Below are 14272 nucleotides of genomic sequence, written 5' to 3'. Positions count from 1 at the left end.
GGGCATTTCCTTTCTTTGCATCTTATTGAGTTAAGGCATTTTCAATGGATTTGAGATAGGCTTTGCTGGTAACCGTGGCACCGCTGACTGTATCGACAGTGGTATTTTGTATTTTAATGACTTGGTTGATAATCGTACTGGTCACATCTGGAGATTCCATGGTGACGGCTTTGACCACATCAATTGATGTAATCTGATGATTGGCCACACTGACGGCAACCTCATTGGTCCAACGTCCAGATTCGTAAACACCGGCATAGGTGCCATCTTCAATTTTTTGTAGATCTACCGGATTGATTGCCAGGTTTTCCCCAGATTCCAGGCCGCTGGTGAGATAAAAAAATCCGCCGGCACCTACCAGTACCAATACGCCCAGAATACTGAGAATAATAATCATTGCTTTTTTCACGTATTTTCCTCCTGTTATCTTGATTCTTGATCCATCTTTTCCAGGTTTGTCAGTATCATTGCAAGGGTTGACCGAGTTATAGCCAGCTCCTCTGCCGAGATGCCGTTAAATAATTTTTCAGTAAAAATCACTGCTTTGGCCTGACTTTCGTTACCGAAAGAATCGACGGCGTCGGTTAGTTTGATCCGGGTGATTCGGGCATCTTGAGGGTCTTTTTCCATAACAATGAAGCCTTTTTGTTCTAACTTCAGAGCTACCTGCTTGACGTTCTGATGAGAACTGCCCATTCCTTTGGCGACTTCTTTGATGGTGGGGTTATGATCAAAGGTATTCGCAACGACAATCGTGAGCAGCCACTGCTTGGTTGTTAAATTGTATTCTCTTAGTTCCCGCTCCAGTTGGGTGGTCATCTGGTTGGCAACGACTTGAATACTGCCAAAGATGAATTTTTGATCGGTCATTGAGTCGATATGGTCCAAAATATAACCTCCTCGCTTCTATTAAGGTAAGACCTTACCTTAATAGATAATACCTTACCTATTTTCGTCTGTCAATACTTATCAGCCGAATATATATATTTCTGAAGAAAGTTAAGACTGCAAAATTTGAAAGGGTTTGCAAAAAATTTAACGGTAGAAATTTTTAAATTTATGTTATCATAAACAAGCAAAAAAGTTCACGATAGGGATGATGTTACTTGATTGAAATAGTGATTAACGTTTGCATTATAAATCAGTTTGACACTACATATTGTATGTGGTAAAATACAAACAACAAAATAATGAGATAATGGTGCTGTGCCAACAGGTGCAGTTTGGGGGAAGCAGGTGTGAATCCTGCACGGTCCCGCCGCTGTAATGGTGAGATGTTAAAAGAAAATAAACAAGTTAAGCTGTTTGTTTCTGAACGTTCAAACCGGAGTCAGATTACCCGCCGTTATTAAATGCACCAGACTCTACGCGTGATAGAGGGTGTTCAATGTATCATTATGCCTCTTGACCACGCCGTTGAGGGGTTTTTGCATGCCTAAAACAACAAAAAGACTAGCAGGAAAGAAGGAAACGACCAGAATGATTACAAAAATTAGAAAAAGAGACGGACGAGAAGCCCCGTTTAACATTGAAAAAATTGCCAACGCTATTTTCAAGGCGGCCAGTGAAATCGGCGGCCAGAATTATCAGACGGCCATGGATCTGGCCGAGCGGGTTACCATTTATATTGAGCAGGAAATGAATACGAATACGCCAACAGTGGAAGAAATTCAGGATGCGGTGGAAAAAATCCTGATTGAAACCGGACACGCCAAAACGGCCAAGGAGTATATTCTATATCGGGCTGAACGAACCCGAATTCGAGAGATGGATACCCGGCTGATGAAAATATATGAAGACCTGACCTTCAAGGATGCTAAGGATAATGATGTAAAACGAGAAAATGCTAATATTGACGGGGACACCGCTATGGGCACGATGCTGAAGTACGGGTCAGAGGGCGCCAAGCAGTTTTATGAAATGTTTGTCTTAAATCCTGAGCATTCAGCCGCTCATAAAGCCGGTGAAATTCACATTCATGATATGGACTTTCTAACCCTGACGACGACCTGCACTCAGATTGATTTGGAAAAGCTGTTTAAAAATGGTTTTTCTACTGGCCATGGACATCTGCGCGAACCCAATGATATTCAAAGCTATTCGGCTCTGGCCTGCATTGCCATCCAGTCGAACCAGAATGATCAGCATGGCGGACAGAGCATTCCCAATTTTGACTATGCCATGGTTCCGGGGGTAAAAAAAACCTTTGTCCGGCTTTATCAGGAGAACCTTGCCAAGGCCTTAACCTTATTAACAGAGACAAAGAATGCCTTAGCAAAGGTTAAAGCCATCGGCACGGACATCGAAAAGAAACTGGGGTTAAGACCCGAATTAAATCAACCCAAAGGTTATCAAGAAGCAGAAGCCCGGAGCCTGGCCCAATGGATTGTTGACGCCAATGTCATTAACCGGGTGCAAGGCTTTGCAATGGAAAATGCCGAGCGGGAAATCGACCGGAGTGTCTATCAGTCAATGGAAGCGTTTGTCCATAACCTGAACACGATGCACAGCCGAGCCGGGGCCCAAATTCCCTTTAGTTCGATTAATTATGGTATGGATAGTTCTATCGAAGGGCGGTTGGTGGTAAAAAACCTGTTGCTGGCTACTGAGGCTGGTCTGGGCAATGGGGAGACGCCGATCTTTCCGATTCATATTTTTAAGGTCAAAGAAGGGGTGAACTATAATCCCTGGGACCCCAATTATGATTTGTTCAAATTGGCCTGCCGGGTTAGTGCCAAGCGATTGTTTCCCAATTTCTCCTTTCTGGATGCACCCTACAACCTGAAGTATTACAAAGAAGGTCAACCGGAAACAGAAATAGCCTATATGGGCTGCCGCACCCGGGTGATTGGAAATGTCCATGATACCAATCGGGAAATCACCTATGGCCGCGGGAACCTGAGCTTCACCACCATTAATCTGCCCCGTATTGCCTTAAATAGTCAAGGAGACAAAGAACTGTTTTTTATTGAGCTGGATAAAAAAATTGATTTGGTTATTGATCAATTACTGGAACGATTTGAAATTCAGGCCCATAAAAAGGTCAAAAATTTTCCCTTTTTGATGGGACAGGGGGTTTGGATTGATTCCGATGATCTTACTGAAGAGATGGAAATCCGGGAAGTGCTCAAACATGGGACCCTGAGTATGGGCTTTATTGGCCTGGCGGAATGCCTTGTCGTTTTAACCGGAAAGCACCATGGGCAAGCGCAAGAAGTCCAGGAACTGGGGCTGGCAATTGTGGGCCACATGCGAAAGCGAATGGATGAAACCAGCCAGCACTATCAGATGAACTTTACCCTGCTGGGCACGCCGGCAGAAGGTACCGCCGGACGATTTGTCAAGCTGGATAAAACTATTTTTGGCGATATCCCGGGTGTAACCGACCGGGAATACTACACCAACTCTTTCCACATCCCGGTTTACTATGGAACCAGTGCTTACGACAAAATCAGACTGGAAGCACCTTATCATGAGCTTACCAATGCTGGGCACATTACCTATGTGGAAATGGATGGCGACCCGATGGACAATCTGGAGGCCTTTGAAAAGGTGGTCCGAGCGATGAAGGAAGCCGGTATTGGCTATGGTTCCATTAACCATCCGGTGGACCGGGATCCGGTTTGCGGCTATACTGGAATTATCGGGGATGTTTGCCCGAGTTGCGGTCGGTCAGAAGGAGAGCAGAAATTTGAACGCATTCGCCGAATCACCGGTTATCTGGTGGGCACTCTGAACCGTTTTAACGATGCTAAAAAAGCGGAAGTTAGAGATCGGATCAAACATTTTAATGCTGCTGAGCAGATTGCTACTGGTGAAGCAATGGAGCAATTGCAATGAGTAAAAAAGTAAGAATCGCCGGAGTGGTCAAAGAATCCATTGTCGATGGACCAGGCATCCGCTTTGTGGTTTTTGCTCAGGGATGTCCGCACCAGTGTGAGGGTTGTCATAACCCGGCGACCCATGATTCTAACGGGGGTAACCTGGTGGACGTGGATGCTATCATCGATGAAATGAGAAAGAACCCGCTACTTGATGGCATTACCCTAAGTGGTGGCGAACCCTTTGAACAACCAGAGGCCTTTTGTGAATTGGCCAAACGATCAAAAGAACTGGGGTATCATGTGATGACTTATACCGGGTACACCTATGAAACCCTACTAGAGAAAAAAGATGCCAGACGGCTCTGCTTACTGGAAAACACCGATCTGCTGGTTGATGGAAAGTTTGAAGTAAAAAAGAAGAGCCTGATGCTTAAATTCAGAGGATCGAAAAACCAGCGGATCATTGATGTGAATAAGTCCCGTCGGGACAATAGACTGACGCTTAGTGAGATCAGCTAGAAATAAAGAATAATCAAAAACAATAAAAAAAGCAATCGCATTTTCAGCGGTTGCTTTTTTTTGCGGGCAATCACTAAAGCGGCAAAGAGAGCAGATATGAATACCCAAGACAGTTAAAGCGTATCTACGTTAGTGGTCACTTTTAACAAAATAGGTTCAAAGTCATAAACAGCATTTGTTCAATAAAAAAAATAGTAGTGGAAAAAAATAATAAAACGGTTAAAATAGTAAAGGTGCGGATTAATTTGGAATCGATTGTAAAACGATTGAGGAAAAATTTGGATGAAATAAATTAAAATAGAAACAAGTGGAGGAAATGGTGTGAATAAACGCAGTGAGTTTTCAAGTAAAATCGGGTTTGTATTGGCAGCGGCCGGATCGGCAGTGGGGCTGGGAAATATCTGGCGATTTCCCTATTTAGCGGCTAAATATGGTGGAGGACTCTTTCTGGTAATTTACCTGATTTTTGTGGTAACTCTGGGGTTTGCAATTATGACAGCAGAATTGGCGATTGGTCGAAAAACCCAGCTTAGCCCCATGGGAGCCTATCGAGCACTCGATAAACGGTTTAGTTTTGTGGGGATTATTGCCTCATTGGTAGCGTTTCTGATTTTTCCCTATTACAGTGTAATCGGGGGATGGGTAATCAAATATTTTGCCGTTTTTGTAACCGGGGGTGGCATGGCAACAACCGGTGCCGATTATTTTTCGAACTATATCGCAAAACCCTTTGAACCGATTATCTGGCAATCAATTTTTGTTCTGGCGACCACCTTCGTGGTGATCAGAGGAGTTAAGGATGGTATTGAGAAAGCCAGTAAGATACTGATGCCGATACTGATTGTAATGTCAGTTTTTTTGTCGGTCTATTCGATTATGCAGCCTGGGGCCATGGACGGGGTATGGTACTTTCTTTACCCGGATTTGGCAAACTTCAGCTTTCAGGCCGTTTTAGCGGCCATGGGACAGATGTTTTACTCATTATCGCTGGCGATGGGGATTATGGTCACCTATGGTTCATACCTCAGTAAAAAAGAAGACCTGGAAGTTTCGGTTAAGCAAATCGAAATGTTTGATGCAGGTATTGCCATATTGGCCGGATTTATGATCATCCCAGCAGTTTTTGCTTTTTCAGGAGGAGATCCCGCAGCCCTTAGTAAGGGACCAGGCTTGATGTTTGTCACGCTGCCCAAGGTGTTTGAAACCATGGGTTTTGGAAATGTTATGGGTGGTGTCTTCTTTTTATTGGTGTTGTTTGCCGCGCTGACATCTTCCATTTCGCTGATGGAAGCGGTAGTAGCAAGTGCCTGTGATCAGTTTAAGTGGGAACGTAAGAAGGGCGTGCTTATCGTTGCGGTGCTGGCAGTTCTGATTGGGATACCATCTTCATTGGGACAAGGGGTATGGAGTGAGGTGCTTATTTTTGGGTTCAACTTTCTGGATTTCTTTGATTTTATCACGAACTCTATTCTCATGCCGATTGGTGCCTTTTTCACCTGCATCCTTGTTGGGCATGTTCTGGAAACAAAGATCATCACCGATGAAGTCAAGTTGTCTTCACCTTTTAAACGCGAAAAGCTCTTTATCATCATGGTCAAATACATTGCACCGCTATGTATTATTGGTATTTTGATCAGCTCAATCTTAGAGGCGATGGGTGTGATTAAATATTGATGTGGTAAATGAACAGCATAAACAAAACGTCCCCGTGTCATGTGCAAATGTCAACCGCCTTTATCGTGGCGTGATTAAACGAAGTTGTTAAGTATCTATTTTTAAGGCGAAAATTATTTGTCATGGATTTGCTATGTTGAGCGTTTAAACATTTACTATTGTTGCAAAAGCAGATATAATAATTAAAAAGTAGAAAGAAGGTAATTCTTAATGTGTACGAGCCTCACCTTAATGACCACAAATCAGATTAATACGCTTGCCAGAACCATGGATTTCGCTTTTTTATTAGACCCTGAGCTGATTTTCCTGCCAAGGAAGTTTTCGTTAGTGTCTGAGGTGGATCAAACAGTAAGATCAGTCAAATATGCGATGATGGGAATCGGTCGAAATTTAGGCACCTATCTTTTTGCCGATGGCCTTAATGAAGCGGGTCTATCCTGTGCCAGTTTATACTTTCCAGGCTATGCGGAGTACAACGATTCTGTCATCCCTAAGAAAACCAACCTTGCTCCTCATGAAATCGTTGGATGGTTGTTAACCAATTTTTCGACACTTGAAGAAGTGAAAGCGGCAATTCCCCAGTTAAATATCGTTAGTACGCCGCTTAAGCTTATGAATGTAATTACCCCACTGCACTGGATAATTACTGATAAGAAAGGGAATACGTTGGTGATTGAACCAACGAAGGATGGTATCATCATCTATGAAAATCCTCTGGGGGTGATGACGAACAGTCCTGACTTCAATTGGCACTTAACGAACATTCGCAATTATATTGGCGTTTCGCCAAATAAAACAGGACCAATTCAGTTAAATGGTATGACATTCAATCCCTTTGGCGGGGGTTCGGGAACCTTTGGCTTGCCCGGAGATTACACACCTCCTTCCCGATTTTTGCGGGCATTGTTTGGAAGAGAAGCCATTAATCCTATTGAAACGGAAGAAGAGTGCATTAACGCCGCCTTTCATATTTTGGCATCAGTTGATATACCCAAAGGAAGTGTTATCACCGATGAGGGAATCGATTTTACCCAATACACCGCTTGTATGGTTTGCAATACGGGTTCCTATTACTTTAAAACTTACGATAACAACCAGATCGCCCGGGCTTGCCTTTTTAATGAAAATTTTGAAGCCGCGCAACCAAGGGTCTGGGGTATTACAAAGAAACAGCAATACCATCAATTGAACTAAAAAACAAACGGTTATGACAAGGATAAACAATGGTGACACGGATAGGATGCTGTTCGTTAGTGTTTTAAGCATGTTGAGATAGAAAAGGAAGAAAAAATGGAAAAGGGCTTTTGTTATCAAACCCCATTGGGGAAAATTGTTCTGATTGAGAATGGTAGTGCCGTTACTCGGCTAATTTTTAGCGAGGTATTGCCAGAAGGCGTTAATTGCACGGAAACACCCTTGCTCAAAAAAGCGGTTTTGGAACTCCAGGAATATTTCGCCGGGACGCGTAAGCGTTTCGATCTGCCCTTTTCTCCTCAAGGCACCGACTTTCAGCAAAAGGTCTGGAAAGCCCTCCAGGATATTCCCTATGGGGCGGTCGTCAGCTACAAAGACATCGCCTTGGCCATCGGTAACGAGAAAGCCTGCCGGGCAGTGGGCGGCGCCAATAATAAAAACCCCATCTCCATTATTATTCCCTGTCACCGAGTAATTGGTGCCGATGGAAGTCTGGTGGGGTATGGCGGTGGGCTGGAAATAAAAAGGCGGTTGCTGGCATTGGAAAAACAAAAATAACGCAATTTTAAAGTGCTTTTAACAGAGTTATTCTTGTAGTTTATTGCAATTTGATATAAATTCACGTCTAAGCAGATTTATTTGCAGATGATTTATAGCAATAAAACAACGGAGGATGATCATTTTGAAATTAAGCAAAGAAGAATTTTCGTGGATTTTGGTCGATTGTGGGAACTCCGCCTATTCAATGGCGGTAACGACGGCTTTACTTCCAATTGTATTTGGAATGTTTGAAAATGTTCAAAGCAGTATGGACCTGGGGTATTTTAATTCGATTGCCAGTATCTTAGTTGCGGTACTTAGCCCAATTTTGGGTACCATTGCCGATTATAAGGACAAGAAGAAGCGTTTTTTTGTATTCTTTACGTTGCTGGGGATTTTTGCAACGGCCGCTCTTGCCTTTGTGCCACCTTCAAGTGGACAGTGGCAGGTGCTGATTTTTTTCTTTGTTTTGTCGGCTATTGGTTTTTCCGGTGCGAATATCTTTTATGATGCCTTTATCGTGGACGTTACCAGCAATGAACGGATGGATCGGGTTTCTTCAGTAGGTTTTGCTTTTGGCTATATCGCCAGTGTGATTCCGTTTGGCATCAGCCTGGCACTAATCCTTCTGCTGGGCATGGACCAGGCGATTGGCTATCAGATCGGGTTTATCGTCACGGCACTTTGGTGGGGACTGTTTACTATCCCGATGATTAGAGATGTAAAGCAACGGCATTATATTGAACCTGAACCCCGGCCAATCGTCAATAGTTTTAAGCGGCTAGCGAATACTTTTAAGAATATCCGAAATCATAAAACGGTTTTTATCTTTTTGGCAGCATATTTTTTTTATATCGATGGGGTCGATACGATCATCAAAATGGTAGTGCCTTATGCTACTGCAATCCTCGGGAAGGATTCACTAGATACCGTCACGTTACTGGGAATCCTGCTGATTATCCAGATTATTGCCTTCCCCTGTGCGATTCTTTATGGTAACCTGGCCAAACGATTTTCAACCAGCACCATGATCATTGTTGGTATTATGACCTATATTGTGGCCTGTATCGCGGCCATTTTTATCACTTCGATCGGACATGTCTTTATTCTCGGGGCGATGATTGGTTCCGCTCAGGGCGGCATTCAGGCCTTGAGCCGGTCTTATTATGCCAAGATTGTTCCCAAGGAAAAATCCAATGAATTTTTCGGCTTCTATAATATTTTTGGTAAATTTTCAGCCATTGTGGGACCGGCGATCATGGCACTGACAACAACGCTGACCGGCAACGCCCGACTGAGTATACTGGGAATTATCCCTTTGTTTGTGATCGGATTTATTATTTTTATAACCTTGCCAAGAGACCCACAGCAAGGTTATAACGTCATGGAGTGAATTTAAAGATGGGCCCAGGAAAATCAAACTATTTAATGGTCATCTCTTACGATGCCTTTTCACAGGATAACTGGGAACAAGCAAGCAGGCTTCCCAATTTATCAAAACTGATCAAAGACGGTGCTTATAGTACTCAATTAAAAAGTGTTTATCCGACCCTGACCTATGTCGTTCATACGACCATGGTAACCGGAGTCTATCCCGACAAACACGGAATCTATCATAATAATCCTTTTCAGCCATTTGAAAAGGAAGCGGAGCAGCGCTGGTTTTGGTATAAAAATGAAATCAAGGTGCCGGCGATTTATGATTGCTTAAAAAAGCATCATCTTAAATCAGCCGGAATCCTTTGGCCGGTGACGGGTAGAACGGCCATTGATTATAACTTGCCCGAGATCCGGGCCATTAAAAAGGAAAACCAGGTGCTGAAAATTTTAAGAAACGGCAGTCCACTTTATTGCCTCGACCTGGAAAAGAAATTTGGACGCTTTAGAAAAGGCTTCAAACAACCATATCTGGATGATTTTACAACCCTGTGCGCGGTGGATACGATTAAAAAAAAGAAACCCAATTTACTGCTAATGCACCTCATTGACCTGGATGACGCAAAGCATCAGCATGGTACCGACAGTCCGGAAGTAAAAGAAGCCATCATCCGGATGGATAAAAGGTTGGGCGATCTCATTCAGGCAGTCGAAGAAGCGGGGATCAAAGAGAATACGACCTTTCTTGTGCTGGGGGATCATGGACAGATTAATGTTCACTATAAGATAAAGCTCAATGCCTTATTAAAAGAAAAAGGCCTTATTTTTGAAGAAAACAAAAAAATGCAATGGCGGGCCTATATCCAGGGGGCTGGGGGCGCAGCTTATCTGCATTTGCGCAAAAATGACAGCGAAGCCGAGAAAATGGCAGTGGCGATTCTAAATCAGGCCATTTGCGAGGACTGTTTTGGAATTGAAAAACTATATAACCGAAAGGAACTGGGTCAGTATCATGCCGAAGACTCCGTTTCTTATATGCTGGAAGCGAAAATCGGCTACTGTTTTGAGGACGATCTGGAAGGTCCGGTTATTGAGGCGATGGACGCATCAAAAGATGAGCAGGCAACCCATGGTTATTTGCCGGATAAGCCCGATCAACAGGGTTACCGGTGCGTTTTCGTGGCCTCCGGCGCACGGATAAAAAGTAACTTTCAGTTAGGTGAAATTCAAATGGTCGATATCGCACCAACAATGGCAAGGAGTCTGGGGATTGATTTTTTTAAGGGTGATGGCCGACCATTAAACGAAATTTTTCAGGATCAAGAATCCGGGTTCTGAAGCGTCCCGATATCGTATCGGTATCATAAAAAAGCAGCCGCCGAATCATGGGGTTGCTTTTTTGTTTGTCGAATGCAAAAAATCAGATGAATTTTCTTAAAAAAAAGCTTACAATAATAAAAGTGTAGCAAATAAGCATAAAAAATAGAGGGGAGGTAGAACATGAAACGAATCATTACAGAATATTTAAAACCCTATTATGGCCGGATGGCCTTTGGGGTATTCTTTAAATTTACCGGTTCGATCATGGATTTGATTATTCCCTCAATTCTGGCCACGATTATTGATCAGGTGATCCCGTTAAATGAATGGTTGCCGATATTTTATTGGGGCGCTGTGATGGTGGTCTGTGCGATCATCGGGCTGGTCTTTAACATTATTGCCAATCGTATGGCGGCCAGGGTGGCCAGTGATGCCACCGAGGTGATTCGGCATGATCTATTTGCCAAGATTATGTATTTTTCCAATCACCAAATGGATACGCTAACCAAGCCGTCGGTAATTTCGCGGTTAACATCCGACACCTACATCATTCACCAGATGATTATCCGCATCCAAAGGCTGGGGGTTCGGGCACCGATTATGCTGGTTGGTGGTATCATTATCACGATGACCCTGGACCCGGTTTTGGCGACGGTACTAATTGGCATTATGCCCATTATGGCGGTATTGATTACCCTGGTTTCGAGAAAAAGCATGCCGCTTTTTGCTGGACTGCAAAAGGCGTTTGACGGCTTTGTCAGAGTGGTCAGAGAAGATATCAATGGCATCCGGGTGATTAAGGCCCTGTCTAAAACAGACTATGAGAAAAAACGGTTTGATGCCATTAATACCGATGTCGTAAACCGGGAGAAAAAAGCCCGGATGACGGTAGCGGTGATTTCGCCAGCCATGAATATCTGTCTGAATATGGGCTTGGTTGGGGTCGTGGTAATGGGGGCTTATGGTGTCAATAATGGTACCTCAGAAGTGGGGATCATTCTGGCTTTTATGACCTATTTTACGATTATTCTTCATGCCGTTGTAGCCATTTCCAGAATGTTTGAAATGTGGCCAAAGGCCACAGCTTCGGCAGATCGGATTATCCAGGCGTTAGATAGTGTGGATGCACTAAAAGTTCAGGAAGTAGCCGAAGTGATTAAAACGAACAAAATGGACGTTTTTGTGGAATTTAAAGAGGTCTCCTTTTCGTATAATAAAGAGGAACCTAATCTGAGCAATATTTCTTTTGCACTGGCCAAAGGGGAAACTTTGGGAATTATCGGTGAAACTGGTGCTGGCAAAACGACCCTGCTGAACCTGTTGATGCGGCTTTATGATGTGGACGAGGGGATGATTCTCATCGATGGTCGTGACGTTAGAACGATGGATCCCCGGGAATTGCATCAAAAGTTCGGGGTGGCCTTTCAGAATGATATGATCTTTGAAGCCACCATTGAGGAAAACATCGATCTGGGCAGAAATCTCTCTAAAGACGCCGTTACAGCAGCGATTGATTGTGCCGGTGCCAAAGAATTTGTGGATGAAAAATCAGGTAAGTCCTGCGAACAGCTGACTATCAAAGGTGCCAACCTCAGTGGCGGTCAAAAGCAACGGATTCTGATCGCCCGAGCACTGGCTTCGCGGCCGGAAATACTGGTGTTAGATGATTCATCGAGTGCCTTGGACTATCAAACAGATGCGGCTTTTCGCAAATCCATCAAGGAAAATTTTGATGATACCACGATTATTATTGTGGCTCAGCGGGTTAGTTCGATCCGCCATGCCGATCATATTCTGGTGCTTGAAAACGGTGAGATCATCGGCTATGGCAAGCATAAGCATCTGATGAAAAGCTGTGACGTTTATCGGGAAATCAGTCATTCCCAGATGGGGGTGTCCTGAGATGAGACGATCACAAAAATTTGAGAAACCGCAAAACCGCAAAGGTACCCTGATCCAGTTGGGCGGCTATCTGATGCGCTATAAATGGCGGTTGTTTGCGGCCATTACCTTAACCATTGGAAGTAACCTCCTGGCACTGGTGGGGCCATTGCTTTCGGGTTACGCCATTGATGCCATCGAACTGGGAACCGGTCAGGTCAATTTTTCGCAGGTGTTTTATTACGCCTTCTGGATGGTCATTTTTTATATCGGCTCAGCCGGACTGACCTATATTCTGGAAGTGCTGATGATCCGGGTCAGCCGTCAGGTTACCTATGCGATGCGCAAGGATGTCTTTAATAAGCTGATGGATCTGCCGGTGGGGTATTTTGATCTGCATCAGACTGGCGACGTTATCAGCCGGATTACCTATGACATTGATACGGTCAATAGTTCGATTTCCAGCGACCTGATTCAGGTAGCCTCAGCAGTTATCACCGTCCTGGGTTCATTTTTGATGATGCTGGCGATTTCGCCTAAATTGGTGCTTGTTTTTGCTTTTACCGTACCGGCATCGATCTTTATGTCCCGTTACCTGGTTAAAAAAACCCGGCCCCTTTTTAGTCGGCGATCCCGAAAATTGGGGGAGCTCAATGGCTTTGTAGAGGAAATGGTGTCGGGCCAAAAGACCTTGAAAATTTATGACCAGGAAGAGCATACCATTGAGAAATTCAATATTAAGAATAAAGAAGCGGTAGAGGCTTATTATCAGGCCGAATACTACGGCAGTATGATTTTTCCCACCATTAATTTTATTAACAACCTGTCTTTGGCCTGCATCAGTGTCTTTGGTGCACTATTATATCTGGCCGGAGCGATGTCGATTGGGCAGATTTCTTCCTTTGTGTTGTACTCCCGAAAGTTTTCCGGACCCATTAATGAGATGGCCAATATCATGAACGATCTACAGTCGTCCCTGGCAGCGGCTGAACGGGTCTTTGCTTTGCTAAATGAACGGTCAGAGGCCAGAGATACAAAAAAAATGACAGCACTGACCAATGTAAATGGTGATATTGTTCTTAAAGATGTCCGGTTTAGCTATGATGCCAATCAGGTAATTATTAAAAATCTCAGCTTGCAGGTAGAGGCGGGCAAGCTGATTGCCATCGTCGGCCCGACCGGGGCCGGGAAAACCACCATTATTAATCTGTTGATGCGCTTTTATGATACTGACGCCGGGAATATTTATGTCGATGGTAATGAGGTCCAGGAACTGACCCGGGACAGTCTGAGAAAATCCTTTGCTATGGTGCTTCAAGATACCTGGATTTTTCATGGTACGATTTATGAAAACCTGACTTATGGTAAAGAGAATGCCACAATGGCCGAGGTGGTGCAGGCGGCCAAAGCTGCCCGCATTCATTCGTTTATTGAGCATCTGCCCCATGGCTATGAAACTATTTTGAGTGATGAAGGAACCAATATTTCCAAGGGCCAGAAGCAGCTCTTGACGATTGCTCGGGCGATGTTGTTAAATGCCAAAATGCTGATCCTCGATGAGGCCACTTCCAACGTCGATACTCGCACCGAGAAAAAGATCCAGGAGGCCATGCGTCATCTGATGAAAGATAAAACCTGTTTTGTCATTGCTCATCGGTTGTCAACGATCCAGAATGCTGACTTGATTCTGGTAGTGGATCAGGGTGATGTGGTGGAACAGGGAACCCACGAAGAACTGATGGCGAAGGGCGGCAGTTATTGGCAGATGTATCAGGCGCAGTTTGAATAAATCAGATGGTTGTTCAGGTTTAACTTTTTACAGATTTTGTGTCAAGTATTTTTGAAAATGTCCCGAGAAAGATAAAACATAAGCACTCATAAAAGAGTGTATAATAAGAAGGAATATAACGGGCTATATGGGAATAAAAAACAATTAAGAGTGA

At 43.9% G+C, this 14272-nt stretch carries 11 protein-coding genes and 1 riboswitch; of the genes, 9 read left to right on the top strand and 2 right to left on the bottom strand.

All coding sequences use genetic code 11. The features are described from left to right. Positions 1-22: 22 nt before the first annotated feature. Both ACIZ62_RS17195 and ACIZ62_RS17190 read right to left on the bottom strand, forming a co-directional pair. Positions 23-409: an FMN-binding protein gene (locus ACIZ62_RS17195; protein WP_322519022.1), complete on the bottom strand. Its 387-nt coding sequence runs from the start codon at positions 407-409 to the stop codon at positions 23-25. 14 nt (positions 410-423) lie between these two features. Next, the gene (locus ACIZ62_RS17190; protein ID WP_414150745.1) at positions 424-888 is read right to left on the bottom strand and encodes a MarR family winged helix-turn-helix transcriptional regulator; all 465 of its coding nucleotides are present in this window, start codon (positions 886-888) and stop codon (positions 424-426) included. Between the two features lie 294 nt (positions 889-1182). Continuing rightward, positions 1183-1362: riboswitch (cobalamin riboswitch) on the top strand. A 117-nt stretch (positions 1363-1479) separates the two neighbouring features. On the opposite strand from ACIZ62_RS17190, the gene ACIZ62_RS17185 reads away from it, so the two are divergent. The 9 genes from ACIZ62_RS17185 (at position 1480) to ACIZ62_RS17145 (ending at position 14118) form a co-directional block, all read left to right on the top strand. Beyond that, positions 1480-3840, top strand: coding sequence for an anaerobic ribonucleoside triphosphate reductase (locus tag ACIZ62_RS17185; RefSeq protein ID WP_414151874.1), 2361 nt, complete (start codon positions 1480-1482; stop codon positions 3838-3840). Continuing rightward, entirely contained in the window at positions 3837-4343 is a 507-nt protein-coding gene (nrdG, locus tag ACIZ62_RS17180) for an anaerobic ribonucleoside-triphosphate reductase activating protein (RefSeq protein WP_414150744.1), read from the top strand. The genes ACIZ62_RS17185 and nrdG overlap by 4 nt, the downstream gene beginning before the upstream one ends. 321 nt (positions 4344-4664) lie before the next feature. Continuing rightward, complete coding sequence (locus tag ACIZ62_RS17175; protein ID WP_111888781.1) at positions 4665-6017, top strand: sodium-dependent transporter; 1353 nt, start codon at positions 4665-4667, stop codon at positions 6015-6017. Between the two features lie 210 nt (positions 6018-6227). Further along, entirely contained in the window at positions 6228-7211 is a 984-nt protein-coding gene (locus ACIZ62_RS17170; protein ID WP_414150743.1) for a linear amide C-N hydrolase, read from the top strand. A 96-nt stretch (positions 7212-7307) separates the two neighbouring features. After that, the gene (locus ACIZ62_RS17165; RefSeq protein ID WP_414150742.1) at positions 7308-7769 is read left to right on the top strand and encodes a methylated-DNA--[protein]-cysteine S-methyltransferase; all 462 of its coding nucleotides are present in this window, start codon (positions 7308-7310) and stop codon (positions 7767-7769) included. 124 nt (positions 7770-7893) lie between these two features. Further along, entirely contained in the window at positions 7894-9144 is a 1251-nt protein-coding gene (locus ACIZ62_RS17160) for an MFS transporter (RefSeq protein WP_111889776.1), read from the top strand. 8 nt (positions 9145-9152) lie between these two features. Beyond that, entirely contained in the window at positions 9153-10466 is a 1314-nt protein-coding gene (locus tag ACIZ62_RS17155; RefSeq protein WP_111888784.1) for an alkaline phosphatase family protein, read from the top strand. 162 nt (positions 10467-10628) lie between these two features. Continuing rightward, positions 10629-12350, top strand: coding sequence for an ABC transporter ATP-binding protein (locus tag ACIZ62_RS17150; RefSeq protein WP_414150741.1), 1722 nt, complete (start codon positions 10629-10631; stop codon positions 12348-12350). A gap of 1 nt (position 12351) precedes the next feature. Next, positions 12352-14118, top strand: a complete 1767-nt coding sequence (locus ACIZ62_RS17145; RefSeq protein WP_414150740.1) for an ABC transporter ATP-binding protein — start codon at positions 12352-12354, stop codon at positions 14116-14118. Positions 14119-14272 lie beyond the last annotated feature (154 nt).

Source organism: Acetobacterium carbinolicum (genome assembly GCF_047456275.1).
Classification (GTDB): Bacteria; Bacillota; Clostridia; order Eubacteriales; family Eubacteriaceae; genus Acetobacterium; species Acetobacterium carbinolicum.
The sequence above is the reverse complement of the archived record's forward strand: the minus strand, read 5'-3'. Positions and strand labels throughout refer to the sequence as shown.

What these genes read in the sequence shown, in the direction of transcription:
- ACIZ62_RS17165 (WP_414150742.1), top strand. Translation starts at nt 7,308, where the DNA reads ATGGAAAAGGGCTTTTGTTATCAAACCCCATTGGGGAAAATTGTTCTG.
- nrdG (WP_414150744.1), top strand. Translation starts at nt 3,837, where the DNA reads ATGAGTAAAAAAGTAAGAATCGCCGGAGTGGTCAAAGAATCCATTGTC.
- ACIZ62_RS17185 (WP_414151874.1), top strand. Translation starts at nt 1,480, where the DNA reads ATGATTACAAAAATTAGAAAAAGAGACGGACGAGAAGCCCCGTTTAAC.
- ACIZ62_RS17145 (WP_414150740.1), top strand. Translation starts at nt 12,352, where the DNA reads ATGAGACGATCACAAAAATTTGAGAAACCGCAAAACCGCAAAGGTACC.
- ACIZ62_RS17155 (WP_111888784.1), top strand. Translation starts at nt 9,153, where the DNA reads ATGGGCCCAGGAAAATCAAACTATTTAATGGTCATCTCTTACGATGCC.
- ACIZ62_RS17170 (WP_414150743.1), top strand. Translation starts at nt 6,228, where the DNA reads ATGTGTACGAGCCTCACCTTAATGACCACAAATCAGATTAATACGCTT.
- ACIZ62_RS17150 (WP_414150741.1), top strand. Translation starts at nt 10,629, where the DNA reads ATGAAACGAATCATTACAGAATATTTAAAACCCTATTATGGCCGGATG.